We start from the raw sequence: 25,559 nt of genomic DNA, 5'->3' as shown, positions 1-25,559 counted from the left end.
GCTTGTTTTGATGTCAGGGTAAAGCCCCACAACAAAAGCAGTTATTAGTTTTGTTAATCTGAAACAGATTTTCGAGATACAAAATCTCATTCGTCACAGATCACATTTCCCACTACACTCTCGCTTTCATTTTTCATCCTGTTTCACTGCTTTGTGCAATGATTTACTGAGTGGTACAGCCATGCTGTTGAGTGTTCTCTATATTATTGGTATTACAGCGGAAGCTATGACAGGCGCGCTGAGTGCGGGCCGACGTAAAATGGACTGGTTTGGTGTGATGTTGGTGGCCAGTGCAACAGCCATTGGCGGTGGTACCGTACGTGACATCCTGTTGGGTCATTACCCATTAGGCTGGGTAAAGAATCCCGAGTTTCTGGCCATCACCTGTGTTGCAGGAGTGCTGACCACTGGCGTGGCCAAGTGGGTACTCAAACTGAAAGGTTTGTTTATTCGTCTGGATGCGCTCGGTTTGATCGTATTTAGTATCATCGGCACCAAAATTGCGATGGGCATGGGGCACCATGCGCTGATCTGCATGGTCTCGGCACTGGTTACAGGGGTATTCGGTGGCTTGCTACGCGATCTGATTTGTCGTCAGACCCCTCTGGTACTGCACGAAGAATTGTATGCCTCCGTGGCGCTGTTTGCGTCCGGACTGTATTTGGCGCTGCTTGAGTTTGGGGTCGCCGACGTGCACGCGACCATTATCACTCTGGTTATCGGCTACACGCTGCGCATGGCCGCTGTGCGTTTTAAATGGCGCTTACCGTCTTTTCAGCTCGAAACGGAAAGCTCACTGCATTAAAAAACGCCCTCCAAGGAGGGCGTTTTTAGTCTGGTATTAAACCGGGTTATCAATATCAATGAAAGTGACTTCGAAACCATGCTCCTGCGCCAGCCATTCTCCGAGCGCTTTGACTCCGTAGCGTTCTGTCGCATGGTGCCCAGCAGCAAAATAATGGATATCCTGTTCACGCGCTGAATAAGTGGTTCGCTCGGACACTTCACCAGAAATAAAGGCGTCCAGACCATGCTGCGCAGCCAGTTCGATATAGTCCTGCCCCCCCCCGGTACACCAACCGACGGTTTGGATCATTTTATGGCTGCCGTCCGGCGTTATGTGCAGCGGCGTGCGGTGCAGCACTTGTTCGATTCGGGCGGCAAATTCTTCGCCGCTTACGGCCTGGTCCAGCGCGCCATACATGGCTACCGATTGTGGGGGCCCCTCCAGCCCACCTTCAACACGGATTCCTAACAGTTCAGCCAGTTTAGCGTTGTTGCCCAGCTCAGGGTGGATATCTAAAGGTAAGTGATAACCAAGCAAATTCAGGTCGTGCTTAATCAGCGTCCGGATACGGTTACCCTTCATACCACGAATCGGGGCTGGCTCACCTTTCCAGAAATAGCCGTGGTGCACCAGTAAGGCATCGGCGTTGAGTGCGACCGCTTGATCGATTAAGGCCTGTGACGCCGTTACGCCAGTAACAATTTTCTTCACTTCGGAGCGGCCTTCGACCTGTAAACCATTCGGAGCATAATCTTTGATCAACTGCGGGGACAGTTTTTCGTTCAGCAACGCTTCAAGTTGGAGGATATTCATTCTACATTCCATTGGCTTGGATTTGATTGGACAGGTTATAGCAATTTCGCGTTAAAATGTCGAAAACAACGGACTGATTGACCTATGACTCAGCTAAGCCAAATCGCCCGATGGGTGGCCACGACCCCAACTTTGTTTTCGGCCCACACGCCGCTGGAAACCCAGCCTCCCTTCACCGTCGATCTCAGTGCTCTTGATGACGTGTATCAGGGGAACCCTCGCCTGGGATTTTTGTATCAGCATGTGTGCCATCAACTGTTTCAGCGTCATCCGGATTTCCAGGTCGAGGCGGAAGAAATTCAGTTACAACACAAGGGACAAACTCTTGGTGCCATTGATTTTATCGTGCGCCACCTACCCAGTAACGCACTCCAGCATTGGGAAGTGGCCATCAAGTTTTATTTATTAAAAGACGGGCTCTGGTTTGGCCCCAATGCCCACGATCAACTGGATAAGAAACTGACCAGAATGCTCAGTCATCAGCTTCAAATGAGCCAGACCGACGCGTTCACCGAACGCTATCCACACTGGCCAACGATGACTCAACACCTGCTGATGCAAGGTCGTCTGTATATCAACCCGTTCGACCCACAGCCGATCCCGCCAACGTGTTTGGGCTATGCGCTCAATCCGGAGCGCATTAAGGGGCTCTGGTGCTATCAGAGCCAGAGGCCCCAAATAACGCAGACTCTGTACCAACTGGATAAACCACAGTGGATCAGCGGCCGGGACGCAAGCTCACCGCTCGTCACCGGTGTCACAGAGCGCTTTATCCACTGTCAGGATGACACCGGACGATTTTGGTTCATCGTGCCGGACCAATGGCCGAACAACAGCCAATAATGATCAAAAAAGCGGCCGGTTGGCCGCTTTTGCATGAAAGTAACAGAGATTTACAGACCTGCGTTGGTAAAAACCTGATTCACGATATCCTGCGCTTCGGTTTCAATCTGCTTCAGGTGCTCAGCGCCTTTGAAGCTCTCGCAGTAAATCTTGTAAATCTCTTCCGTACCGGACGGGCGCGCAGCAAACCAGCCGTTGTCAGTGGTGACTTTCAGCCCCCCAATCGCCGCACCATTGCCTGGCGCATGCGTCAGACGTGCGGTGATAGGATCGCCCGCCAACGTTTCAGCCGACACCATTTCAGGAGAGAGCTTTTTCAGCACCTCTTTTTGGGCGCCGTTGGCCACCGCTTGAATACGGTTATACTGAGACTCACCGTGCTTGGCCGCCAGCTCTTCGTAGTATTGCTGCGGATTTTTGCCTGTCACCGCGGTAATTTCCGCCGCCAGCAAACAAAGAATAATGCCATCTTTATCGGTGGACCACGGCGTGCCATCTTTGCGCAAAAATGAAGCTCCTGCGCTCTCTTCACCACCAAAACCAAACTGCCCCTGGTACAGCCCATCCACAAACCATTTAAAGCCAACCGGGACTTCACACAGATTGCGGCCCAAATCCGCGACCACGCGGTCGATCAAGGCGCTGGACACCAGAGTTTTACCCACCGCAACGTTCTGCCCCCAACCATCGCGATGACGATAAAGGTAGTCGATACACACTGCCAGGTAATGGTTTGGGTTCATCAGACCTTTCGGTGTCACGATGCCGTGGCGGTCATAATCCGGGTCATTCCCAAATGCCAAATCGTAATCATCTTTAAGCGCCAGCAAGCCCGCCATCGCGTATGGCGATGAGCAGTCCATCCGGATCACACCGTCTTTGTCCAGAGACATAAACTGGAACGACGGATCAATGGCCTCGCTGACCAGCGTCAGATCCAGATTGTACGTCGTGGCGATCTGGCGCCAGTAATCAATCCCGCTGCCGCCCAGTGGATCCACACCGATCTTCAGGCCTGCCTGCTGAATCGCCTGCATATCAATCACATTGACCAAATCATCAATGTACGGTTTCACCAGATCCCGCTCTTTAACCAGTCCTGATGCCACCACCTGCTCTGGAGTGAGACGCTGAACGCCGTGCATGTCGGCCGCTATCAGGGCATTCGCACGGTTCTCAATGGCCTTCGTTAGTGCGTCTTCCGCCGGGCCACCGTGCGTCGGGTTGTATTTGATGCCGCCATCCTGAGGGGGGTTATGAGAAGGCGTAATGACGATGCCGTCCGCTTTATCATGGTGCTGACGGTTGTAGCTCAAAATAGCATGAGAGATACCCGGTGTTGGGGTATAACCACGCTTCTCCTGCACCACCACTTCAATTCCATTCGCCACCAGCACTTCCACAACACTGTGAAACGCTGGCTCAGACAAAGCGTGAGTATCTTTACCGACAAACAACGGCCCCGCCGTGCCTTGCTCAGCACGCACATCTGCCACCGCCTGAGCTATCGCCAGAATGTGATTCTGGTTGAAGGTCGTCTTATCCGCGGTCCCACGATGACCAGAAGTACCAAACTGTACTTTGTGGTCCGGATTACTTGGGTCAGGCTGAAGAAGAAAATAGTTGGCTACCAGGGCTGGAATGTTGTGAAGGTCTTGCTGCTGCGCTTTTTGTCCCGCGCGTGGGTGCATCGCCATTATGACATCCTTTCTTTAAAAACGAGAAAATAAAAAACCTCATAATACTGAGTTCAACTTGTGCATTATGAGGTTTCAATCAGACTTTTTTAGATTGAGTTGGTGACTTTTTCAATCAGTTCTGCCTGGAAGTTCATTCTGACCATCAGCTGCTCAACCATCTGGCGTTTGCGGCTGGTATTGTTGTTGGTGATCACCCAGAATGGGGTATTAGGAATGGCTTTTGGCTTGGTGGTGTTGCCGCTCGCCAGCAGAGTCTGCTGGTTATCCGCAAAGTACACACGTTTACGGCCTTTCACCTGAGTGGCTTCAGAGAAACTTTGTGGGTCGATGCGGTGTAATGTTGAAAGCACCAGCATAAAACGGTCAATTGCTTTTTTCAGACCGGCAAACTCGTCGGAAATAAGCAGTGAGCGCATCTCTTTTACTGCATCGATCTGCTGATCTTTACCGGCATCTTTGCTGACTACGATGCCTTTCGGCTGCGCCACAGCAGGTGCTTGTTTGACCGCTTTGCCATCCACGTTAAGCAGGCGGCGCAGAATATCCGAAGCGCTCTCGCCAATATGTTGGGTCTGGCCTGCGATGTAACGGTATAGATCCTCATCAACCTCAATTGTTTTCATTCGCTTTTCACAATCTCTATGTTTAAACTCTGGGGGATTATAGCGAGATCTTTCCCGAGACTCTACGTTAAACCAGTCACGAATAAGATAAAATGTCACAGCTGCTCAACTACAAACTTGAAGGTGAGGGTCACACCATTGTACTGATCCACGGCCTGTTCGGTAATTTGGATAACCTTGGCCTGCTGGCACGCGACCTGCGCGACGATCATCAGGTCCTGAGCGTGGACCTGCGCAATCATGGCCAGTCGCTCCACTCTGATGAGCATAATTATGCGCTTATGGCTGAGGACGTGGCCGCCCTGTTCGACCATCTTAACCTCGACGACGTGACCGTCATCGGCCACTCCATGGGCGGTAAAGTCGCCATGAAACTGGCAGAGGTTGCGCCGGATTCCATGGCCAAACTGGTGGTGATGGACATGGCCCCAGTGGCGTATCAAGTACGTCGACACGACAACGTGTTTGCCGGACTGCAACACGTTCTCAATACGCCACCTACCACCCGAGCCCAGGCCTTGGCGATGCTGGCTGAGCACATTGAGATCGATGGCGTCCGGCAGTTTCTATCTAAGTCACTGTATAAACAAGGCAATACTTTAACCTGGCGTTTCAATGTTCCGGCACTGCTGGCCAATTACGATTGTATTTTGGGCTGGGAGCCTATCCCTCTGACATCGATTCCGACGCTGTTTGTCAAAGGAGGAGACTCTGACTATCTCACTACAGAGCATCAAGGCCAGGTGCAAGCGCAGTTCGCAAACGCCAAAGCCCATGTGATCGCCAACACTGGCCACTGGTTGCATGCGGAAAAACCGGCGGAAGTACTGCGCGCAATTCGCAAATTTCTCTGAGTAGCGCTTGTGACGTGAATGCGACATGATCGCATTAACTTTACCGAATAACAGTGGTATAGTTCGCGCAAGCAAAATTGGCAGAAAGGGATTCCATGCTTTACGACTACATGAACATGATCGAGTCAATTGGACTTGATTTGCTTTTTGCGTCTATCTTTTTCCTGATTGGTATGGCAATAAAAGATGTTCTGAAACAGGGCAATGTTCCGGTATTTGGTCGTCGTATTGTATGGCTGGTGCTGTTTTTGGGGTGCGCAGGTTTTATCGCGAAAGGCCTGATACAGCTCTCCTGGGAAGGCACCGGACTGGGTTAATTCTCGTCTCTGACCGCCAACCACAGACAAAATTAAAGGTAATGAATCTATGGCAAGTGTAGGTATCTTCTTTGGTAGCGATACAGGTAACACTGAAGCTATTGCGAAGATGATTCAAAAGCAACTGGGTAAGAAACTGGTTCACGTTCAAGACATCGCAAAGAGCAGTAAAGAAGACATTGATAACTTTGATCTGCTGCTACTTGGTATCCCAACTTGGTACTACGGTGAAGCACAGTGTGACTGGGACGATTTCTTCCCAGAACTGGAACAGATCGATTTTTCAACCAAGCTGGTTGCTATCTTTGGTTGTGGTGATCAGGAAGATTACGCTGAGTACTTCTGTGACGCGATGGGAACCGTACGCGATATCGTCGAAGCAAAAGGCGGTACGATTCTGGGCCATACATCAACAGACGGTTACGAGTTCGAAGCTTCGAAAGCGTTGGTTGAAGGTGACGACAGCAACTTTGTTGGTCTGTGCATTGACGAAGACCGTCAACCAGAACTGACCGATGAACGAGTGAAAAATTGGGTTGAGCAGATCTACGAAGAGATGTGTCTGGCGGAACTCGAAGACTGAGCCCCACCAAATTCCGATAGCCCCGCACTCGCGGGGCTTTTTTTCGCTCGTAGCTCACAACATACTGTTTTTCAATTACTTCGCTAAAGTTTTTCGCGCTCATGCCGTTAACAGTTCATCAGACGGGGAGCACCATGCAAATACACACCTTAGACAAAGCTGGCATCATCAACGAACTTCAGTTCGGTAATGGTATTAACCAAGCCGTTCACGAAGGACGTCGTGCCGATTTTGGTTTGCTGCTGTCGATGTTTTCCAGTGACGTTCGTGACACCACCCCGGTGGAAATGATCAACCAAACGCACACCACCGAACAACTGCTGCGACAACGTTTTGAGCTTCCTGTTCCTCAGCCTCTTAGCGCCGATCAGAGCTCGTACGCGATCTCCGCACACCAGGCTGCTCAATTTCATGACGCTGGTCTGCCCAGCGCCAAGCTCTGCCACTATCTGACCCCAGATGCGCTCGCTTATCTGCCAGAAGGCACTCACGGTTTACCTGAAGAAGTCTACCACAACTTGTCAGGCCATCAGCGGCGCCAGTTGGCAGAGACAGAGCCGCGTCAGGCCCTACCTGCTGACCTGTACAATCAGCTTGTCCGTGCACAACGTCAGGCTCAAATTCAGTTAACTGCTTGATTCATTAGAAGCGCCTCTAGATAACATCAAGCCCGATTCATGCCCTACACCCAGATATGTGAAATGCTGCAAAGAATTTCACATTAACGGCTTATACGACCCATTAATTTGATGTTATTCACATCCAAGTCACAGCTAATCAACCATGCTATGTGGACAAATTTCTCCTCTTCCGGGACAAATTCACCTTCAGCTTGGGGTTGCCCATGGATATAAAAAGTGCCGTTATATTAGTCACTTCTGCTGGTTCTACGCTAGGGGCAACTCTGGCGACACACTTTGCTTCGCTTGGCGCCAAAGTGATTTTGTGCGACAAAGATATCCACCGCCTGCACCAAACCAGAGACGGTTGCCAGCGGGTGTCTCCTGACGTTCATGCCTTCCAGTTGCACGATCATACCCAAGCTTCGCTGGATGCCCTGTTTGCCTTTGTTGAAGACTGCTACGGCAGTGGGCCAGACGTGTTAGTCAACACACTGACGACCCGGCCAATGCCGCGTTTGGTCAGTGATTTTTCTCCAGACACTTTTACCCAGAGACTGGCTTTAATGGCGTCCACGCTGTTTACCTTCGGTCAAGCCACCGCAGATCACATGCGACGTGCCAACAAACGCGGTGTGATCGTCAATGTCGTCGCGCATGAAGATTACCGGGATTTGTCCGGCTTTGAGAATGCGGCGTCAATGGTCACGGGGTTCACACAAAGCTGGGCCCGAGAGCTGACTCCGTTCAATATTCGGGTGGGCGGTGTTGTCCCAGCGATTACAGCGCAAGAGTGCGATGACGAATTACACTGGGCTGAAATCAACGATGAGCTGATCCGCAATACCGAATACATTGTTGCCAATGATTATTTCAGCGGCCGCATCATGGCCGCCTGATAAGCATGAATGTTGAAATGCAGGCCACTACAACTTCCGCAGCAGGTTATCGCTGGCCTCTTCAATGAGATCGAGCACCAGTTCGAATCCGTTTGCCCCACCATAGTAAGGGTCCGGGATTTCATCGTAATCAGAATCCGCATGGCTCAAAAACAGCGACAGTTTGTGTTGGTGCTCTGACGGACACCGATCGGTCAAGTCAGCCAGATTGTCAGCGTCAGCCGCAAGAATGTAATCGAAGTGTTCAAAATCCCAACAGTTAACTTGGCGTGCCTGGATGTCATCAAAAGAATACCCTCTCTGCTCACCGGCCGCCCGAGCTCGGGCATCCGGCCCGCTGCCAGTATGAAAGTCTATGGTGCCCGCTGAATCGACCTCAATATCCACTCCGAGTTGCCGCGCCTTCGCACGCAGTACTGCTTCACCTGTCGGAGAGCGACAGATATTCCCCATACATACCACCAGAATTTTCTTCAAAGCTGCCTCCTGCAAATCATCCAAATCACGACAATCACTTTCCTCCCACCGGGTAATGTATTGCCTCCACCACCGCGGGTAGCTGACGAGAGTGCTCCCTAAAACCTACTTCAGATTGCGTCGGACAGCCAGTGCAATCATGTGACCTCGCTATCTATCTGAGCGATCCGTTGTAACCAGACGTCGAATTTGCCACTTTGCCCCCAAATACATACGATGTTTCCATTATCAAGTTTGCGGATATCCCTGAATAATCACGGTATTTAGTGTGGCGTTTTTTCGTTATGATGGCTGGAAATCAGTTTCGTTTAGGGAGAGAAAAGATGTCTGCAGAGGACAGCAAAGAAGCACGCCATAAAGCACGGCAGCAGAAAGTCAAAGAACAAGTGGACGCACGGGTTGCAGCGGCGCAAGAAGAGAAAGGCTTACTGCTGATCATTACCGGCAACGGCAAAGGCAAGTCAACCTCCGGCTTCGGCACCATCGTCCGGGCAATCGGCCATGGTAAATCTTGTGCTGTCGCCCAATTCATTAAAGGCACTTGGGAGAACGGGGAACGCAACCTATTGGAAAAGCTCGGTGTCGAATTTCAGGTTATGGCGACCGGTTTTACCTGGGAAACTCAGAATAAAGCCGCAGACACCGACGCAGCGCAACAAGTCTGGCAGCAATGTAAACGAATGCTGACCGATGAATCTCTGGATGTTGTACTGTTCGATGAACTGACCTATATGGTCAGCTATGGCTACATTGAGCTGGATGAAGTGGTTGATGCGTTGAACGCCCGCCCGCCAATGCAATCTGTGATCATTACCGGCCGCGGTGCCCACCGTACTCTGATCGACATGGCCGATACGGTATCCGAAGTTCGCAACGTCAAACACGCTTTTGAATCGGGTGTCAAAGCGCTCAAAGGCGTCGACTGGTAAGCGCGGCTTTCGTTGATAACAAAAAAGGGTTGGCCATTGGCCAACCCTTTTGCGTTTGCTGTGCTTAATTAAACAGGCCTTTTATCGCATTGTTGATCGCGTCTTTGGTCTTCTCATCTTTAATCTTATCACCTAACTTTTCATCCAGCTTTTCCAGGTTACGGTCGAGTTCCTTTTGGGCTTTCTGTTTGAGCACATCATCAAACACCAACTTGAACTTCGGTTTCTCCCATTTGCCGGACACATTGATTGGAATTGTCAGATCACGCAGCTCATTGATGTCTTTACCGCCTTGGCCTTCCAGTGTACCGACAATCGACGTTCTGACCAGAAAGTCCACCGTTTGATTGATGTAGTTGGCTTTACCTTCTCCACCAATACGCAGCAATGGCGATTGCATCGTCAGGTCTTTGGTTGAAACCACACCTTGGCTCAAGTTTAGCGTCGCGCCCATCGCACTGAAGTCGGTCTTCTGTGCACCTTCTTTGCCATCAATCGACTTCCCTTTAAACTTGGCATAACCGTCACGAATCATCTGCGCAACGTTGATACCGTTCACCGCACCGTCTGCAAACTTGATCACCACAGTGCCTGCCAGGTTCTTTTTGATCCCGCTAGGGGTCAGGCTGCGCCCCTGGACATTCACATCAATGTTCCCGGTGCCTTCCAGCTTATCGTTGTCCGCAACGTCTTTCAGCAGCGGCTGAACCTGTACACCTTTGATCTGCTTTTTCACTGCGTAGGTCGCTGGCATTTTACGCGCATCCAGAGTGGCGGTTGCGTTCACCGAACCGCCGTACAGCTGAGAGCGAAAGGATGTCAGTTTGGCCACACCGCGATCCACAGTAAAGCTGGCTTTCACATTCTGCATTTTCGCATTGGATGCTTTGAATTTATCAATGGTAATGCCGCCCTGAACGTCGAGGGTTTTCAGCGCAGACAAATCCGGCTCCTGTTCAGGTGCCGATGTAGCCGTGCCAGACTTCGCCCCTGAATGGCTACCACCCGATGTGGCGGGTTTGCTTTCAGTGTTCGTGGACTCAAGACCCAGGAACTCATCTAAATCGATATTCGGGCTGTGCAGGGTAAAGCGCACTTTCGGAATATCGCCCAGCGTCACATCCGCTTTTCCGTCCAGAGCAATCGCGTTCGCGGTCAGCGTTTCTAGGATCACACTGAGGTGGCTCTTGTTGAGGTCAAAATTTACATCCGATGTCATCGCCACTTTCATCGGCGACTGAGGCAAACCTGCGCCTTCCAACTGGCCAGCCAGCATCAGTTTACTCACACTCACCTGAGTGATCGCTTTGTTCACTTTCAGTGCACCAGATCCGTTCAGATCCAGCGCCATATCGCCCGCTTTTCCTTTCACCGCGTAAGTCAGTGCATTGGCTTTATCAAACTCAAACGTTGCCAGCTCTAACTTGGCAGACTCGATCTGATTCGACGCATCACTGAAGTTAGCATCGACTTTGATGTTACGCAGCGCGTATTCTTTGAAGCCTGGAGCCAACTTAAATTCGGCGTTGCCTTTAGCACCAAATGTCTGCTGATTATTTTCACCCTTGGCGGCAAAATCCGCTTTGGTCCAGGTATCGACCGCAAACTCCGACAGGTTCAGTGACACATCGTACAGTTTGGTAAACGTTCCTGCCTGCTTGTCCTGAATATCCAATGTCGCATTCGACACGGTGACACCAGCCAGATGGATAGTCCATTGAGCTGCCTCACCGGTTTGATCGTTCGTTTCCGGCGCTGTTTGAGTGTTACTCTCCGCGGCTTTCGATTCTGTTTGTGCGGTTTGCGCTTTGCTCAGAGCGTCGATGTTTTTACGACCATCTTTAAGCGTTTCCAGATTGAATTCAGCCCCATCCAGAGTCACGTTGCCAATTTCCAACTGCTTGCTTAGCAGCGGCATCACTGACACGTCAATTCCCACAGATTCTACTTTGAGCATGTTTGGTTTGGTGAAGCCCGCCGGGTTGCGCAGTTCGGTTTTGCCCAGCTCAAAACCGAGCGATGGGAAGAACTGCCAACTGATATCCCCTTCGATCACCAGCTCCAGGCCAGTATGTTTTTTGGCTTGTTCGACGATCAAAGGTTTAAATTGGTTAGGATTTACCAGCAAGACGAGAGCTGCGAGGCCGATAACAACGATCAGCAAAAGCGCAGCAATGAACAGTACAATTTTCTTCATCAGCTTTTTCCTTGCTTGATTGAGCTTGTTAAGGAAGGAGACATTTTTCAGGTTAGTCGTTATATAAAAAAAGTGGCACCTAAAGTGCCACTTATCTCATAAAAAATAAAGCTCAGAACTGCGATAAACGATTAAGCTTTCAGAAGTTTTGCAATATGAGCCTTCAAGACATCGATCGCAATGCGGTTTTTACCACCACGAGGTACGATAATGTCCGCGTACTGTTTCGACGGCTCGATAAACTGCATGAACATCGGGCGTACAGTCGCTTGATACTGTTTCAGTACCGAGTCCATGGTCCGGCCACGCTCTTCCACATCACGCTTAACACGGCGCAGCAAACAGATATCCAGCGGTGTGTCCATAAACACGGTTGCATGCATCAGATCACGCAGACGTGGGTCTGTCAGTAAAAGAATGCCTTCCAGGATGATCACTTTCTTTGGCGTTAATGTGGAGGTATGTTCGGTGCGGGTATGTTCTGTGTAGCTGTACTCTGGCACATCGACCGCTTCGCCTCGGGTCAGCTTTTCAAGGTGGTCACAAAGAAGGTCGTGGTCGAGGGCATTCGGGTGGTCGTAATTGGTTTTGACTCGCTCTTCCATACTCAGATGGCTTTGGTCTTTGTAATAGCTGTCTTCCGTGATAACACCAATTTGATGATCGCCCACTTTGGCACGTAGCTCATTATAAATCGTGCTGGCGATCAAACTCTTTCCAGAAGCAGACGCGCCGGCAATACCTACGATGACGCATTGATTATTATCAGACATTAGTTGCACCCGATGATGATGTGATTAGATAAACCGCCTGATTATAGGGGTTGCGACTAGTGGATACTAGTCGCAAAACCATTTAAATCGCCGCTTTTGGCCAAATTGAATAACAAAGCGCCATACAAACGATTACATTGAATATGTGATCTCGTACGGTCCTTTTTATTTTGCCCTAAACCTCACTCCACCAATGTGAAACTGATTGCGTCCGGTTTAGCTTCCCCTTGCCAGAACAGCCGACTGCCCACGCTTTCCGCCAGAGAGAAATAGGGCTGGGCATGCTCGCTTTCCGGCTCTGCGGCCACCGTCGGACAGCCAGAATCCACATCTTCACGCAGCCGAATATGCAATGGGATCTGTGCCAGCATGGCCAGATCATATTCTGCCGCCATCTTCTGCGCACCACCCACACCAAAGAGATGTTCTTTTTCGCCACAGTGGCTGCAAATGTGGTAACTCATGTTTTCCACCAACCCGATCACCGGCACATCCACTTTGGCAAACATAGCCGCCCCTTTGCGTGCATCCGCCAAAGCGAGATCTTGAGGCGTCGTCACGATTAACGCCCCCGTAACCGGAATCTGCTGTGATAAGGTCAATTGTATATCACCAGTACCCGGCGGCATGTCGATCACCAGATAATCCAACTCCGGCCATTCTGTTTCGTTCAGCAGTTGCGCCAGCGCTTTGGATGCCATGGGACCACGCCAGATGGCGGCATCATCGCTGGAAACCAGATAACCGATCGAGTGAGTGTAGATACCGTACGCCTCGACGGGCTGCATCCATTTGTTGTCGCGTACTTTAGGCGCAGCCGTCATCTGACCGAGCATCATCGGCACGGATGGGCCGTAAATATCAGCATCCAGCAGCCCCACCTTGGCCCCGGAGCGCGCCATGGCCAGCGCGAGATTGACGGCCGTAGTTGATTTTCCGACACCGCCTTTGGCGGAGGTCACCGCGATGACGTTTTTGACCCCGTTGACGGCATGTGGCACATGCGTTTTTAGCGCTTTCACCTGCACTTCCACCCGGAAAGCAAACGGAGCGACCTCAGCACTGTCCTGCTGGGAGCGAATCCAGTGTTGCAGCTCACTCACCAGATCGTTGGCGGCAAATGGCAACGCGATGACAAACGTACCATCCGGCTCTACTGTGACCAAGCCGGGCACTTCGGCCCAGTTGTCCACAAGCGATGAATGCTGAAATTGGTTCAGCCAGTGACACAAATCTTGTTTGGATGAAAATTGACGCATAGGCCCTCCTTGATGCCCTCAATGCTATCACTCGTTCAGCGCAGACTGAACCCTGAAAAAACTAAGGCATTGAGCGCGTTGATGCCTTGGAGTCAAAGTGTGGATAAGGTAGTATTACTCTCTATTTTTTAATACCTATCGAGAAAAGCGAATATTAAGTATGGCAAACGATCCAAGAAAACTTTTGGTAACTTGTGCCCTTCCGTACGCTAACGGTTCGATCCACCTTGGTCACATGCTTGAGCATATCCAGGCGGACATTTGGGTTCGTTACCAACGCCTGCGTGGCAACATTGTAAACTTCATCTGTGCGGACGACGCTCACGGCACGCCAATCATGCTTAAAGCTCAACAGATGGGTATTACACCTGAGGAGATGATTGCCGCCGTCAGCGAAGAGCACCAGAAAGACTTTGCTGGCTTTGATATCAGCTTTGACAACTACCACAGCACACACTCGGAAGAAAACCGCGAGCTGGCGTCTCACATCTACTTAGAACTCAAGAAAAACGGCTTTATCTCCAGCCGCACTATTTCTCAGTTGTTTGATCCTGAGAAAGAGATGTTCCTGCCAGACCGTTTTGTAAAAGGCACCTGTCCGAAGTGTAAATCGGAAGATCAGTACGGCGACAACTGCGACAATTGTGGTGAAACTTATAGCCCGACCGAGCTGATCAATCCGAAATCGGCCGTGTCTGGTGCGACGCCGGTCATGAAAGATTCTGAACACTTCTTCTTCGATCTGCCTCAGTTTGAAAGCATGCTTAAAGAGTGGACACGTTCTGGCTCTCTACAAGCTGAAACCGCGAACAAGATGCAAGAATGGTTCGAATCAGGCCTGCAACAATGGGACATCTCACGTGATGCGCCATATTTTGGCTTCGAGATCCCAGGTGAAAAAAACAAATTCTTCTACGTGTGGCTAGACGCACCGATCGGCTACATGGGCTCGTTCAAAAATCTGTGTGACAAACGGGATGATCTGAATTTTGACGAGTACTGGAACAAAGACAGCTCAGCGGAGCTTTACCACTTCATCGGTAAAGACATTGTTTACTTCCACAGCCTATTCTGGCCTGCCATGCTGGAAGGCTCTGGCTTCCGCAAACCGAATAACGTATTCGTCCACGGTTACGTCACAGTAAACGGCGCAAAAATGTCTAAGTCTAAGGGTACGTTCGTGAAAGCGAGCACGTACCTTGAACACCTGGACCCAGAGTGCCTGCGTTACTACTACGCGGCAAAACTCAACAGCCGTATCGACGACCTTGACCTGAACCTGGAAGACTTCACCCAACGCGTCAACGCGGACGTTGTTAACAAGATCGTCAACCTGGCTTCACGCAACGCCGGCTTCATTGCTAAACGTTTTGACGGCAAACTGTCCGAGCACTTTGCTGAGCCTGAACTGTACAACGAGTTCGTTGCAGCGGCGGATCGTATTGCAGAGCTATTTGATACTCGCGAATTTGGCCGAGCTATCCGTGAAATCACCGCACTGGCGGACAAAGCTAATCAGTACGTTGATGAAAAAGCACCTTGGGTGGTTGCTAAAGAAGAAGGCAAAGATCAAGAGCTGCAAGATATTTGCTCGGTTGGTATCAACCTGTTCCGCGTTTTGATGACATACCTGAAACCCGTGATGCCTGCTCTTGCAGCGCGCACGGAAGCATTCCTGAATCAGGAACTAACGTGGGATGGCATTGCTCAACCACTGACAGGCCACGAAATCACTAAGTTCAAAGCCCTGTTTAACCGTATTGATCCTAAGAACATCGAAGCGATGATCGAAGCATCAAAGCAAGACGCGGCAGCAGAAATGGCGGCGAAAGAAAAAGCAGAAGCGGAAAAGAACAAAGCGAGTCAGACTGAGTTAGACAAAGATCCTATCGCTGAAGAGATTGAGTTTGACGCTTTTGCCGCGGTAGATATGCGTATTGCACGTATCATCTCGTGCGAAGAAGTGCCAAAAGCCAACAAACTGCTTAAGTTCCAACTGGATATTGGCGGCGAAACCCGGCAGGTATTCTCTGGCATTAAATCTGCGTACAAACCGGAAGATCTGGAAGGTAAACTGACCGTTATGGTTGCCAACCTGAAACCTCGTAAGATGAAGTTTGGTATGTCAGAAGGCATGATCCTGGCGGCAGGCCCTGGTGGCAGCGAGCTGTGGATCCTGGAGCCACACGAAGGCGCTCAGCCTGGTATGCGTGTGATGTAACCCACTGCCAGCCTTGTAACTCCCAGCGCCTGATGGAAACATCAGGCGCTTTTTTATTGACCAGGTTCACACTTTTAGGTCAGCTTGCACCAAAACAGCGCAACATCTTGGATTTAAATTAGATAACTCATTGTTTTTAAATAACTAATTTCTTGGCATTAAGTCTGCTACCCCTTTTGAGGTAGAAAGGCATTAACAAGGAGTTGGTTATGTTTGTTTTGATTTCGATGCTGATATCCATCGGCATACTGGCAGTTTTACTTTACCTGTCCAAGCAACGACAAAATTCGCTGCAGCGCAAATACGAATTGCTGGTCGACCTGCGACAACTGCTGCATCAGTGCCGTCAGCACCGCAGTGCCACGCATCTGGGCCTGACGTCAGAGCACAATCCGAAATCCGAGCTCAGCCATCTTCAGGACGCATTAATGGAGACCAGCAACCATCTGATCGCCACCGCCCAGTTCGAAAATAAACCCATGTACCGGATTTTACAGCTCAAGCTCAAGGCGTTAGACAAGGAGTGGTCAGACCGCAGTGTTGCCCGTAATCAAATGATCCACGGTAAAACCATTCGGCACTGTTTGTTTCTGATGGATGAAATTGCCATGGCCTGGCTGGCAGAGTCTGGTCGAGACGACCTCAGTGACGAATATCACCTCAACTGGCAGCAAGTAGTCGACTCCATGGAAGTGCTGACTCAGCTGCGCATTTCGATTCAGGATATGCACACGGAAGATGGCGCCCTGAGAGTCAAATATTACTGCGACAAAATGCGCCGTAAGCTCAACCAACTGGCGCTGATCAGCCCACTGTCGATTGCCTCACCAGGCTGCTCTAAAGCGATGCATATGCTGGGGGAACTGACCGACAATCCGGCGTATGACATCAGTGTCGAACAGCTGTACGCCATGACCAGTGATGTTTCGCTGAGCATCGCCAACGTTTATGATCAGATGCTGTCTGAGCTGACGGAAACATTGTACCTGCCGTTACCCAAAGTGGCGATTGCCGCCTGACACAAAAAAGCCGCCCGAACCGGCGGCTTTATCACTCACAATGAAGCTAAAAATTACAGCATCTTACGCGCAGCTTCTACCACAACTTTGATAGAGCGTGCTTCGGTTTCTTTCAGCGTAGAGTGATCCGGGATTTCTTTTTGCGTGCGGTTGATGATCACACCGGCAACACAACCCGCTTTCAGACCCGAGCTGGCACACATGGTCAGTAACGTCGCTGACTCCATTTCGAAGTTCAGTACGCCCATGTCCTGCCACTCTTTCATCGAACCCTGGAAGCGCTTCACAACGCGGCCTGTGAAGGTATCGTAGCGCTCTTGGCCTGGATAAAAAGTATCGCTCGATGCGGTCACACCGGTGTGGACAGTTGCGCCAGCATCAATCGCAGCCGCTTTCATTGCGGTCGCCACATCAAAGTCGGCAACCGCAGGAAATTCCATTGGAGCAAAGTGCAGACTCGCACCATCAAGACGCACAGAACCGGTTGTGACGATCATGTCACCCACATTGACGTGTGGTTGGATAGCGCCCGTCGTACCCACTCTCAGGAAAGTACGCACGCCCAATTGTGCAAGCTCTTCAACCGCAATCGACGTAGAAGGACCGCCGATACCAGTTGAACAAACCACAACCGGTTTACCGTCCAGCTCAGCGCGGTACACCGTGTACTCACGTTGACTTGCCAGAAATTCCGGGTTATCCATCAGCTCTGCGATCTTCTGTACACGTGCCGGATCGCCCGGAATGATCGCCAGTGTGGCACCATTAAGATCCGCTTCAGTAACGCCCAGATGGAAAACTGCTTGAGACATAAGAGACTCCTTATAGTGGCTTGTTCAGCTCGTATTGATTCATTGGGTACTTGCCTACTCTAACCAACAAACGCCTGACAAAGAGTGATTAGAGTCACAATGATGCGCGTAAACATAATTAGCATTTCATTAAATGATCGACATGATCACACTTAATCCCAACTCAAAGACAATTGATTGCATAAAAGTGATAGCCGCTACTCAACCAGTGTAGCGACTATTTATGACAGTTCGCGTGGACGTTTACTGACGAGGGTTAAATTTCAGTAAGCGCAGAGCGTTCAGCGTCACCAGAGCGGTGGCCCCACTGTCTGCCAAGACAGCGACCCACAAGCCGGTAATGCCGAGTAAACTGGTCACCAGAAATATCCCTTTCAGCCCCAAAGCCAGAGTGATGTTCTGTCGGATATTGCTGAGAGTTGCGCGGGACAGTTCAATCATACCAGGCAGCTCCACCAGTCGGTTATGGGTGATAGCCGAGTCTGCCGTCTCCAGCGCAACATCCGTACCGCCGCCCATGGCAATCCCGATACTGGCCGCTTTCATTGCAGGCGCATCGTTGATGCCGTCCCCCACCATGGCGACCTTCGCCTTTTGCGATAACGCTTCTACGTAGTGCACTTTGTCCTGTGGTAACAAGCCGGCCTGATAATCGATACCAATCTGGCTGCTGATGGCAGCGGCGCTGCGTGGATTGTCTCCGGTCAGCATCACCGAATGGATACCCAAAGCTTTGAGTGCCGTTATCGCCTGCGCCGCATCTTCGCGCAGCGTGTCCTGCCAGGCAATCAGACCCAGCGCTTCAGACTGACCCTTCAGTACCACCACGACCGTTTTTCCCGCACCTTCTAATTGTTCAATGCGAGTCTGCAACGTCGCACTCACAGGCACAGATACTTTGCTCGGCGCAAGAATTTGATAGAGCTCACCTTCAACCCGGCCCTGTACCCCACTGCCTACCAACGCCTGTTTCTCCTCGGCTTCCGGAAGCGTCAGCCCCATCTGCTGCGCTTTGTTGACCACAGAAACCGCCAGTGGATGACTGGAGCCAACTTCAATCGCTCCGGCCACTCGCATCAGCTGCGCGAGAGAGACCTGCTCTACCGGTTCAATGTCGGTGACTTCCGGCTTGCCTTTGGTCAGTGTACCAGTTTTATCAAAAGCAATGGTGTCGATATGACCCAACTGCTCTAGCGCAGCACCGCCTTTAATCAGAGCCCCACGCCGCGCAGCAGCGGCCAGCCCGGAAGTGATGGCGGCTGGCGTTGAGATCACCAGTGCACAAGGGCAAGCAATCAGCAATAAAGCTAATCCGCGGTAAACCCAGGTTTCCCATGGTTGAGCAAACATCAGCGGCGGTACGATGATCACCAGTAGCGACACCAGCATCATTAGCGGTGTGTACCAGCGACTGAACTTATCCAGAAAACGCTCCAAAGGGGCTTTACGAGATTCCGCCTCTTCAATCAGATGCAAAATCCGGTCAATGGCATTTTCGCCCTGACGTGAGATCACGTGAAAGCGCACCACTTTGTCCACCACCACTGCGCCCGCCATCACGGCGTCACCCAGGAAACGTTCAACCGGAATCGACTCCCCCGTCAGCGCACTCTCATCAAAACTGGCTGAGGATTCCTGCAACTGACCATCTGCTGGCATTCGCGCTCCGGGCGCGACTTCAATGATGTCTCCTGGTTTAAGGTCGGCCGCCAACACCTGTACCCGGCGGCCATCATCGATTCTGGTCGCATTCTCTGGCACCAGCGCCATCAATGCCTGCACGCCGCTGCGCGCGCGCGAGGCGGCAAATGCTTCCAATCGCTCACCAATCAAAAACAGCAACAACACCATCGCCGCTTCAACGGTTTCGCCCAGATACAACGCCCCAATTGCAGCCACACTCATCAGTGTCTCAATCGCAAACGGCGTACCGGATTTAGCCAGAGCGAATGCTTTTTTCATGATCGGCGCCAAGCCAATCAGGCAGGTCAGGATAAACAGCCACTCACTGACTTGAGGGACCACCGGTTTTAGCAGTGCACCGACGGCCATCGCGGTAGCGATCGCAATGATCTGACCGTTCTGGCGAACCACATGTCGCCAGCCTGCATTGTCTGCTGATGTTGCCGTAGAGGCGTTGGAAACGAGAGTAAACCCCGTATCGACAACAGCGGCTTCGACCGCCTGAGCCAGGCGTTGGTCATCAAACTTAACGACCAGCTTTTCGGTGGCAAACAGCACTTTCGCCTGAATAATGCCATCGAGTCGACTGACGGCCGTTTCAATTTTACGTGCGCAGGATGGGCAATCCATACCTGCGACCTGCCAGCTTTGTGTGTATTTGGCTACCCTAGCGGCGTCGCTGTCTTCGTCACCGGGATCGCTTCCCGATGCACAACTGTGACTGCTGCAGCATTCGGCGCCGGAATCTGATGCCTCTGCCATGTGGACAGACGAAATTTTAGGGCTAGAGCATGAACCAGCCTGAGAAGGGTTAATTGCGATTTTATTTGAACGACATGCATCGTGTTTGCTGCACATAATCGAACTCCTGTTTCCAACTAAAAAAGAGAACTTTTCTCATTACAGTCACAGCATAAACCTTGGACTCTACTCCAAGGTCAACGCTTTTCAGGATTTATTTTCGGCCGGTGAGATCAGCACTTCACTGTCGGCCCCGGCTTCGTCGATCAGAACCGCATCGTGAGTACAAAACGGTTGGGTGTTCACACAGGTAACCGACGGATCTACTTGCACCACCGCGGGCTGCTGTGACGACATCAGTTCATTGATGTGCCAGCGCAACACCACCAACGCGATCAGGCCAAACACCACCGTCCCGACCGCCTGCCCATACACCACGCCGAGTGCCCCGAACCAATCGGCACCGAGGTAGACAAACGGCAAGGTTCCGAGTGTCGCCTTGCCTAAATTGAGCGCGGTTGAAAACAGCGGCTTGCCGAGATTGTTAAATGAGGTGTTAGCGACGAATAAGGTGCCATTGAAAATAAAGCTGATCGCCACATAAGTACAAAAGGCCGCCACCAGCACTGCGGCGTCACCAGACAAGGAGAAACCACGAATAATCAGCCCCTGACAAAAATAGAGGACGACACATATAAACAAGGTGTAGAGGGTGGTCACCAGCAAAGCATTACTGAGCGTTTCTCTGACCCGATCGAATCGATGGGCGCCGAAATTTTGACCGACGATTGGCCCGACGGCGCCCGACAAGGCAAAAATCACCGCAAAACACACTGGCGTCAACCGCCCGATAACCGCAAAACCCGCCACATAGTCCTCGCCAAAATGCGCAATGGAAGACGTAACGATCGCATTACCTATCGGTGTGGCAATATTGGTGATAATGGCGGGCACCGCGATCATCAGTATTACTCGGATGTGGTTGCGCCAAGTGTTCAGCGACGGCACCGCTACCAATTGATGCACTCTAATCAAAGGCGCAAGAGAAAAATACAGCACCGTAAATCGGGCGAATACCGACGCTAGCGCAGCGCCTTCCACATTCCAGCCAAAACCGAAGATAAACAATGGATCCAACACCGCATTGGCAATACCTCCCGACAACGTCGCCAGCATGGACCGCTTAGCATCTCCGGCAGCGCGCAACCCCGCCCCTGCCGCCATGGCTACCGCGACAACCGGCCCACTGGGCAACAGGATGGTCAAGTAAGCCTGAGCCCGCTCGGCGGCGTATCCTTTGGCACCAATCGCCGCCAGCAACTGAGGCATAAACCACAACATGAACGCTGCCACCACACTGCTGATCACAAACGTCGTCATTAACACCGATACACTTAGCTGACGGGCGTGTTGCTGCTGATGAGCCCCGATGGCCTTCGATACCAACGCCCCCATCGCAATCGAGGCGCCGATAGAAATCGACGTCGAGAAAAACACCAGCGTGCCGGCAAAGCCAACCGCCGCGGCGAGTTCCACCTGGCCGAGCATACTGATGAACAACATATCGAGCAGATCGACCACAAACAACGCCATCAATCCAACGGAGCCGGCGCCTGACATCACTAAGATGTGCCTCATGGTCGAGCCCTGAACAAATTTCGCGTTGTGTTCGGTCATAGAATGCTCTGAGCAAAACAAAAGGCGCCGATGCGCCTTTCAAGGGATAGGAATAAATTAAACGGGCTTTTTGAAGCAACTATCAATCGATTTAGCGATCGCACGCAGCACATCACGCCGGGTGATAATACCGACCAACTTACCATCATCAATCACCGGATACACTTTTGGCTTACCCACTTTCATCATTTCCGCCAGCGCGATGATGGATGTGTCAGGCGATACAGACAACACCTCACGGTGCATACAATCTGAGACGATGTGAGTATCCTGGCAGAAATAACTCACTTTGATCAGTTTATCGAGTAAGTCTTGCCCGGACAGGAAACCAATCACCTGTTCTTTTTCGTTGATCACCGGCCCACCAAGGTAGTTCGAGTTCATGACCTTTTCCAGCGCTGCACTCAACGACATATCCGGTGTGAATGTCACCGCCTGAAGGGTCATATAATCTCTGACTTTTAATAATTCCATGCGCGTCTCCTTTGCTGCGATTTTTGCAGTGCCTATACGCTAATTGTTGTCTAATTTCTTGATTTTACTAAATGGAATTCAGCAATTTTAATCATAGGCAGCATCTATCACCTGATAGCCATACTGTCACTGTGGACGCTCACCCTGAGATGGGCTCCTGAAATCAGTATGGTTGAACACGCCAAAATCAGGCAACTTTCCTTGGTCAACAAACCGTCAAAGCTTGGATTAACTCACTGCGCGTCCAGTTCTTTAAATAACGCGCATCAAAAAGGCCAACCTGAGGTTGGCCTTGTTGGACTTATTTATGCCAACGTTTGGCAGCTTGCGTGTCTGAATCGCGTGATTCAACCCAGCGAGTCTGGTTGGTCGTCCGTTCCTTTTTCCAGAACGGTGCCTGAGTTTTGAGGTAGTCCATTATGAACTCACAAGCCTCAAATGCCGCGCCGCGATGGGCACTGACCACACCCACAAACACAATCTGATCCCCAATATCGAGATCACCAACACGATGGATAACCCGGGTGTGCAACAGAGGCCAACGTTGCTCTGCCTGATCGCAGATATTCAGCAGCGACTTTTCCGTCATTCCCGGGTAATGCTCTAACGACAGCCCCGTGACATTGTCGCCCAAATTCATATCCCGGACTTTACCGACAAAGGTGACAACAGCGCCTGCTGCACTTCCCTGAGCTAAACGCTGATATTCGTCACCCACCGAAAAATCCTGTTGCTGTACCGAGACGCGTGGATCCATCTTAGCCTCCGGTCACAGGCGGAAAGAACGCCACTTCATCACCGTCGTTCAACTTAGTGTCGAGCGGGACAATCGCCTGATTCACCGCCGCTAGCAATTTACCGGCTTCCAGCGCCAGTGACCATTTGCCCTCTTGAGCCGCCAGGTGTTCGCGCAGCGCATCAACCGTAGTAAAACGAGACTCAACCTGGACTTGATCCGTACCGACCAATTCACGGGTTTGAGCAAAAAATAACACTGTAATCATGACTCTGCCTTAAAATGTCCGGACTTCCCTCCGGTTTTCTCCAACAGTCGAACCTGACCAATCACCATGTCTTTCTGGACCGCTTTACACATGTCATAGATGGTCAGCGCCGCCACTGACGCAGCCGTCAGCGCTTCCATTTCCACGCCCGTTTTGCCGGCCAGTTTGCATACCGACTCAATCCGAACCATGTTTTGCGCTTCCAACGCTTCCAACTGCACTTCGACTTTAGACAGCAGCAATGGATGACACAGCGGGATCAAATCCCAGGTTTTCTTGGCGGCCTGAATGCCCGCAATGCGCGCGGTCGCAAACACGTCCCCTTTGTGGTGCTGACCAGAGACGATCAGTTGCAAGGTTTCCGCCGCCATGTGCACGAACGCTTCCGCGCGTGCTTCACGTACGGTTTCTGCTTTGGCAGAGACGTCAACCATATTGGCTTCGCCGGACGCGTTAATGTGAGTAAATTGACTCATTACCCCTCCGGATCACACTGCCAGATGAGGCATGAAGTTGCACGGACGATGGCTGGCATCCAGCTGCTGCTTGATGATCTTCGTCCAGCCGGTGCGACATGCCCCCGTTGAGCCAGGCATCGCAAAAATAACCGTGTGATTGGCAAAACCGGCAATCGCTCGCGATTGAATCGTCGATGTCCCGATCTCATCATACGACACCATCCGGAACAGCTCACCAAACCCTTCGACCTCTTTGTCAAACAGCGGCTGAAGCGCTTCAGGTGTGCTGTCACGCGATGTAAAACCAGTACCGCCAGTAATCATCACTGCCTGAACATGGTCGTCGGCGATCCATTGCGACACAATCGCCCGGATCTTGTACATATCATCGATCACGATCTGTTTATCCACCACGTTGTGGCCCGCTTCTGCTGCGTGCTCTGCCAGGTAGCGGCCGGATGTGTCATTCTCTTCGGTGCGAGTGTCTGAAACGGTCAGTACTGCGATGTTGGCCGGTTGAAATTTCGTTTCTGCGTGACCCATGTGTTCACCTATCTCGATAAAAATTTAAATGGATGCGTGCGCCGCTCTCGGCAAGACAGCGGCAGAAAAGGCGACGGCTTAACCGCCAATTGACGCCAGATGAGGCGTCATACCTGTGTTGCCATCGTGGAGGAAATGGCTGATTTTTTTGGTTTGTAGCTGGGCCTGGATGCGTTCAATCAAAACCTGCTCCTGCTCATCCTGTTCAAGCAGGTCACGTAGCTCAACACCATGTTCTCCGAATAAGCACAGGTGCAGTTTACCGGTAGCCGATACCCGCAACCGGTTACAGCTCTCACAAAAATCTTTTTCGTACGGCATGATCAGACCAATCTCACCCTGATAATCGGGATGAACGAAGACCTGAGCTGGACCATCGTTAGCCGCACGAACTTTGAGCAACCAGCCGTTGGCGATCAGTTGATTCCGGATGGCCACGCCAGATACATGGTGTTTGTTAAACAGATCATCCATCTCACCGGTCTGCATCAGCTCAATAAAGCGCAGTTGAATCGGCTTATCTTTGATCCAGTTGAGAAACGCAGGCAGCTCTTGATGGTTGAGGTTTTTCATCAGGACGACGTTAACCTTAACTTGTTCGAAGCCGACCTCAAATGCCCGGTCGATACCCGCCATGACCTGAGTGAATTTATTCTCACCGGTTATCTGATGAAACATTCGCGGATCCAGGCTGTCGACACTGACATTAATGTGTGTCAGACCGGCCTCACGCCATTCAGCGACCTGTTTCTCCATCCGGTAACCGTTGGTGGTCGTCGCGACCTTACGGATACCATCAGTACCGGCGACCGTCTCAATGATCTGGCTGAAGTCTTTACGCAGGCTGGGTTCACCGCCGGTGATGCGCACTTTAGAGGTCCCGCAATCCGCAAAGGCTTTTACCACACGACGGATTTCAGGCAGGGTTAAAAAAGACGAGTTTTTACGCCCGGAAGGCTTATAGCCATCAGGCAGGCAGTAAGTACATTTAAAATTGCAAACGTCAGTTACTGACAGACGCAAGTAGTAAAACTTGCGATGGAATTTATCTTCAAATTGTTGCGCCACGGAACACCTTTCCAAACACGGGAGGCAAGGTCATTTCCAACCTGGCCCTCGTGGCAAAATGCCACTGGCTCATTCAGCGTATCCCCCGCAGGAACTTAGCTTAAGAGCTCGGAGTTATGGCAACTAATGACTTGTCGTTATCAATAGCAGCTAACATTAAAATACTTAATATTTGTATGTGATTC

Annotated in this window: 26 protein-coding genes and 1 riboswitch; of the genes, 10 read left to right on the top strand and 16 right to left on the bottom strand. The window is 51.1% G+C overall.

Features of this window, described 5'->3' with window-relative positions; genetic code table 11:
- The first annotated feature begins 181 nt into the window (after positions 1-181).
- Positions 182-805 (top strand): trimeric intracellular cation channel family protein, encoded by a 624-nt coding sequence (locus CAG65_RS17720; RefSeq protein WP_021703854.1) that lies wholly within the window; start codon positions 182-184, stop codon positions 803-805.
- A 36-nt stretch (positions 806-841) separates the two neighbouring features.
- Here CAG65_RS17720 and CAG65_RS17715 read toward each other — a convergent pair whose 3' ends face one another.
- Complete coding sequence (locus CAG65_RS17715) at positions 842-1,600, bottom strand: Nif3-like dinuclear metal center hexameric protein (RefSeq protein ID WP_161454475.1); 759 nt, start codon at positions 1,598-1,600, stop codon at positions 842-844.
- An 84-nt stretch (positions 1,601-1,684) separates the two neighbouring features.
- Here CAG65_RS17715 and CAG65_RS17710 point away from each other — a divergent pair, with 84 nt between their 5' ends.
- On the top strand, positions 1,685-2,443 hold the full coding sequence (locus CAG65_RS17710; RefSeq protein ID WP_161454474.1) for a DUF1853 family protein: 759 nt from the start codon (positions 1,685-1,687) through the stop codon (positions 2,441-2,443).
- 50 nt (positions 2,444-2,493) lie between these two features.
- On the opposite strand, the gene pgm is transcribed toward CAG65_RS17710, so the two are convergent.
- A complete protein-coding gene (gene pgm / locus CAG65_RS17705) occupies positions 2,494-4,140 on the bottom strand; it encodes a phosphoglucomutase (alpha-D-glucose-1,6-bisphosphate-dependent) (RefSeq protein ID WP_161454473.1) in 1,647 nt (548 codons plus the stop codon).
- An 89-nt stretch (positions 4,141-4,229) separates the two neighbouring features.
- Positions 4,230-4,766, bottom strand: a complete 537-nt coding sequence (seqA, locus tag CAG65_RS17700; RefSeq protein WP_021703850.1) for a replication initiation negative regulator SeqA — start codon at positions 4,764-4,766, stop codon at positions 4,230-4,232.
- 92 nt (positions 4,767-4,858) lie between these two features.
- On the opposite strand from seqA, the gene CAG65_RS17695 reads away from it, so the two are divergent.
- From CAG65_RS17695 to CAG65_RS17675, 5 genes are all read left to right on the top strand, one after another.
- Positions 4,859-5,620 carry an alpha/beta fold hydrolase gene (locus CAG65_RS17695; protein WP_161454472.1) on the top strand — a complete coding sequence of 254 codons (762 nt, stop codon included), beginning with the start codon at positions 4,859-4,861 and terminating at the stop codon, positions 5,618-5,620.
- 95 nt (positions 5,621-5,715) lie between these two features.
- Entirely contained in the window at positions 5,716-5,937 is a 222-nt protein-coding gene (locus CAG65_RS17690; protein WP_021703848.1) for a DUF2788 domain-containing protein, read from the top strand.
- A gap of 49 nt (positions 5,938-5,986) precedes the next feature.
- Positions 5,987-6,520, top strand: a complete 534-nt coding sequence (gene fldA, locus CAG65_RS17685; RefSeq protein WP_021703847.1) for a flavodoxin FldA — start codon at positions 5,987-5,989, stop codon at positions 6,518-6,520.
- 134 nt (positions 6,521-6,654) lie between these two features.
- Positions 6,655-7,158, top strand: a complete 504-nt coding sequence (locus CAG65_RS17680; protein ID WP_021703846.1) for a VC2046/SO_2500 family protein — start codon at positions 6,655-6,657, stop codon at positions 7,156-7,158.
- Between the two features lie 206 nt (positions 7,159-7,364).
- Positions 7,365-8,039: an SDR family oxidoreductase gene (locus tag CAG65_RS17675; protein WP_161454471.1), complete on the top strand. Its 675-nt coding sequence runs from the start codon at positions 7,365-7,367 to the stop codon at positions 8,037-8,039.
- Positions 8,040-8,066: 27 nt separating this feature from the next.
- On the opposite strand, the gene CAG65_RS17670 is transcribed toward CAG65_RS17675, so the two are convergent.
- Entirely contained in the window at positions 8,067-8,516 is a 450-nt protein-coding gene (locus tag CAG65_RS17670) for a low molecular weight protein-tyrosine-phosphatase (protein WP_161454470.1), read from the bottom strand.
- 323 nt (positions 8,517-8,839) lie between these two features.
- Between CAG65_RS17670 and cobO the strand changes: the two genes are divergently transcribed.
- Positions 8,840-9,445, top strand: coding sequence for a cob(I)yrinic acid a,c-diamide adenosyltransferase (gene cobO / locus CAG65_RS17665; RefSeq protein ID WP_021703843.1), 606 nt, complete (start codon positions 8,840-8,842; stop codon positions 9,443-9,445).
- Positions 9,446-9,509: 64 nt separating this feature from the next.
- Here cobO and CAG65_RS17660 read toward each other — a convergent pair whose 3' ends face one another.
- The 3 genes from CAG65_RS17660 to apbC form a co-directional block, all read right to left on the bottom strand.
- A complete protein-coding gene (locus CAG65_RS17660; protein WP_161454469.1) occupies positions 9,510-11,642 on the bottom strand; it encodes an AsmA family protein in 2,133 nt (710 codons plus the stop codon).
- A gap of 131 nt (positions 11,643-11,773) precedes the next feature.
- Complete coding sequence (gene udk / locus CAG65_RS17655) at positions 11,774-12,415, bottom strand: uridine kinase (protein ID WP_040902226.1); 642 nt, start codon at positions 12,413-12,415, stop codon at positions 11,774-11,776.
- Positions 12,416-12,597: 182 nt separating this feature from the next.
- Entirely contained in the window at positions 12,598-13,674 is a 1,077-nt protein-coding gene (apbC, locus tag CAG65_RS17650; RefSeq protein ID WP_161454468.1) for an iron-sulfur cluster carrier protein ApbC, read from the bottom strand.
- 160 nt (positions 13,675-13,834) lie between these two features.
- On the opposite strand from apbC, the gene metG reads away from it, so the two are divergent.
- A complete protein-coding gene (metG, locus tag CAG65_RS17645) occupies positions 13,835-15,895 on the top strand; it encodes a methionine--tRNA ligase (protein ID WP_161454467.1) in 2,061 nt (686 codons plus the stop codon).
- Between the two features lie 209 nt (positions 15,896-16,104).
- Positions 16,105-16,914 (top strand): hypothetical protein, encoded by an 810-nt coding sequence (locus tag CAG65_RS17640; protein WP_161454466.1) that lies wholly within the window; start codon positions 16,105-16,107, stop codon positions 16,912-16,914.
- A gap of 53 nt (positions 16,915-16,967) precedes the next feature.
- Here the strand turns inward: CAG65_RS17640 and udp are convergent, their stop codons facing one another.
- The 9 genes from udp to moaA form a co-directional block, all read right to left on the bottom strand.
- Positions 16,968-17,726, bottom strand: a complete 759-nt coding sequence (gene udp, locus CAG65_RS17635; protein WP_021703837.1) for a uridine phosphorylase — start codon at positions 17,724-17,726, stop codon at positions 16,968-16,970.
- A 243-nt stretch (positions 17,727-17,969) separates the two neighbouring features.
- Positions 17,970-20,267, bottom strand: a complete 2,298-nt coding sequence (locus tag CAG65_RS17630; RefSeq protein WP_161454465.1) for a zinc/cadmium/mercury/lead-transporting ATPase — start codon at positions 20,265-20,267, stop codon at positions 17,970-17,972.
- A gap of 90 nt (positions 20,268-20,357) precedes the next feature.
- On the bottom strand, positions 20,358-21,827 hold the full coding sequence (locus CAG65_RS17625; RefSeq protein WP_161454464.1) for an MATE family efflux transporter: 1,470 nt from the start codon (positions 21,825-21,827) through the stop codon (positions 20,358-20,360).
- A 57-nt stretch (positions 21,828-21,884) separates the two neighbouring features.
- Positions 21,885-22,301 (bottom strand): CBS domain-containing protein, encoded by a 417-nt coding sequence (locus CAG65_RS17620; RefSeq protein WP_021703834.1) that lies wholly within the window; start codon positions 22,299-22,301, stop codon positions 21,885-21,887.
- Between the two features lie 301 nt (positions 22,302-22,602).
- Positions 22,603-23,058, bottom strand: coding sequence for a molybdopterin synthase catalytic subunit MoaE (moaE, locus tag CAG65_RS17615; RefSeq protein WP_161454463.1), 456 nt, complete (start codon positions 23,056-23,058; stop codon positions 22,603-22,605).
- A 1-nt stretch (position 23,059) separates the two neighbouring features.
- Positions 23,060-23,305 (bottom strand): molybdopterin synthase sulfur carrier subunit, encoded by a 246-nt coding sequence (gene moaD / locus CAG65_RS17610; RefSeq protein WP_161454462.1) that lies wholly within the window; start codon positions 23,303-23,305, stop codon positions 23,060-23,062.
- Entirely contained in the window at positions 23,302-23,781 is a 480-nt protein-coding gene (gene moaC / locus CAG65_RS17605; protein WP_161454461.1) for a cyclic pyranopterin monophosphate synthase MoaC, read from the bottom strand. The genes moaD and moaC overlap by 4 nt, the downstream gene beginning before the upstream one ends.
- 12 nt (positions 23,782-23,793) lie before the next feature.
- Positions 23,794-24,306, bottom strand: a complete 513-nt coding sequence (moaB, locus tag CAG65_RS17600) for a molybdenum cofactor biosynthesis protein B (protein WP_161454460.1) — start codon at positions 24,304-24,306, stop codon at positions 23,794-23,796.
- Between the two features lie 78 nt (positions 24,307-24,384).
- Positions 24,385-25,374 carry a GTP 3',8-cyclase MoaA gene (gene moaA / locus CAG65_RS17595; protein ID WP_161454459.1) on the bottom strand — a complete coding sequence of 330 codons (990 nt, stop codon included), beginning with the start codon at positions 25,372-25,374 and terminating at the stop codon, positions 24,385-24,387.
- Positions 25,363-25,500: riboswitch (molybdenum cofactor riboswitch) on the bottom strand. (Overlaps the previous gene by 12 nt.)
- Between the last annotated feature and the right edge of the window lie 59 nt (positions 25,501-25,559).

The sequence above is a fragment of the Vibrio sp. V39_P1S14PM300 genome (genome assembly GCF_009904765.1).
Taxonomy (GTDB): domain Bacteria; phylum Pseudomonadota; class Gammaproteobacteria; order Enterobacterales; family Vibrionaceae; genus Vibrio; species Vibrio proteolyticus.
Note: the sequence above shows the minus strand (reverse complement) of the source record. Positions and strands in the feature narration are given on the sequence as shown.

Excerpts from the sequence above, each read along its gene's own strand:
- CAG65_RS17695 (WP_161454472.1), top strand. The coding sequence starts at position 4,859 with ATGTCACAGCTGCTCAACTACAAACTTGAAGGTGAGGGTCACACCATT.
- metG (WP_161454467.1), top strand. The coding sequence starts at position 13,835 with ATGGCAAACGATCCAAGAAAACTTTTGGTAACTTGTGCCCTTCCGTAC.
- moaD (WP_161454462.1), bottom strand. The coding sequence starts at position 23,305 with ATGATTACAGTGTTATTTTTTGCTCAAACCCGTGAATTGGTCGGTACG.
- moaB (WP_161454460.1), bottom strand. The coding sequence starts at position 24,306 with ATGGGTCACGCAGAAACGAAATTTCAACCGGCCAACATCGCAGTACTG.
- CAG65_RS17640 (WP_161454466.1), top strand. The coding sequence starts at position 16,105 with ATGTTTGTTTTGATTTCGATGCTGATATCCATCGGCATACTGGCAGTT.
- CAG65_RS17630 (WP_161454465.1), bottom strand. The coding sequence starts at position 20,267 with ATGTGCAGCAAACACGATGCATGTCGTTCAAATAAAATCGCAATTAAC.
- pgm (WP_161454473.1), bottom strand. The coding sequence starts at position 4,140 with ATGGCGATGCACCCACGCGCGGGACAAAAAGCGCAGCAGCAAGACCTT.
- cobO (WP_021703843.1), top strand. The coding sequence starts at position 8,840 with ATGTCTGCAGAGGACAGCAAAGAAGCACGCCATAAAGCACGGCAGCAG.
- CAG65_RS17710 (WP_161454474.1), top strand. The coding sequence starts at position 1,685 with ATGACTCAGCTAAGCCAAATCGCCCGATGGGTGGCCACGACCCCAACT.
- moaC (WP_161454461.1), bottom strand. The coding sequence starts at position 23,781 with ATGAGTCAATTTACTCACATTAACGCGTCCGGCGAAGCCAATATGGTT.
- apbC (WP_161454468.1), bottom strand. The coding sequence starts at position 13,674 with ATGCGTCAATTTTCATCCAAACAAGATTTGTGTCACTGGCTGAACCAA.
- CAG65_RS17690 (WP_021703848.1), top strand. The coding sequence starts at position 5,716 with ATGCTTTACGACTACATGAACATGATCGAGTCAATTGGACTTGATTTG.
- CAG65_RS17620 (WP_021703834.1), bottom strand. The coding sequence starts at position 22,301 with ATGGAATTATTAAAAGTCAGAGATTATATGACCCTTCAGGCGGTGACA.
- CAG65_RS17680 (WP_021703846.1), top strand. The coding sequence starts at position 6,655 with ATGCAAATACACACCTTAGACAAAGCTGGCATCATCAACGAACTTCAG.
- CAG65_RS17625 (WP_161454464.1), bottom strand. The coding sequence starts at position 21,827 with ATGACCGAACACAACGCGAAATTTGTTCAGGGCTCGACCATGAGGCAC.
- udp (WP_021703837.1), bottom strand. The coding sequence starts at position 17,726 with ATGTCTCAAGCAGTTTTCCATCTGGGCGTTACTGAAGCGGATCTTAAT.
- CAG65_RS17715 (WP_161454475.1), bottom strand. The coding sequence starts at position 1,600 with ATGAATATCCTCCAACTTGAAGCGTTGCTGAACGAAAAACTGTCCCCG.
- CAG65_RS17675 (WP_161454471.1), top strand. The coding sequence starts at position 7,365 with ATGGATATAAAAAGTGCCGTTATATTAGTCACTTCTGCTGGTTCTACG.
- udk (WP_040902226.1), bottom strand. The coding sequence starts at position 12,415 with ATGTCTGATAATAATCAATGCGTCATCGTAGGTATTGCCGGCGCGTCT.
- seqA (WP_021703850.1), bottom strand. The coding sequence starts at position 4,766 with ATGAAAACAATTGAGGTTGATGAGGATCTATACCGTTACATCGCAGGC.
- moaE (WP_161454463.1), bottom strand. The coding sequence starts at position 23,058 with ATGGATCCACGCGTCTCGGTACAGCAACAGGATTTTTCGGTGGGTGAC.
- CAG65_RS17660 (WP_161454469.1), bottom strand. The coding sequence starts at position 11,642 with ATGAAGAAAATTGTACTGTTCATTGCTGCGCTTTTGCTGATCGTTGTT.
- CAG65_RS17720 (WP_021703854.1), top strand. The coding sequence starts at position 182 with ATGCTGTTGAGTGTTCTCTATATTATTGGTATTACAGCGGAAGCTATG.
- fldA (WP_021703847.1), top strand. The coding sequence starts at position 5,987 with ATGGCAAGTGTAGGTATCTTCTTTGGTAGCGATACAGGTAACACTGAA.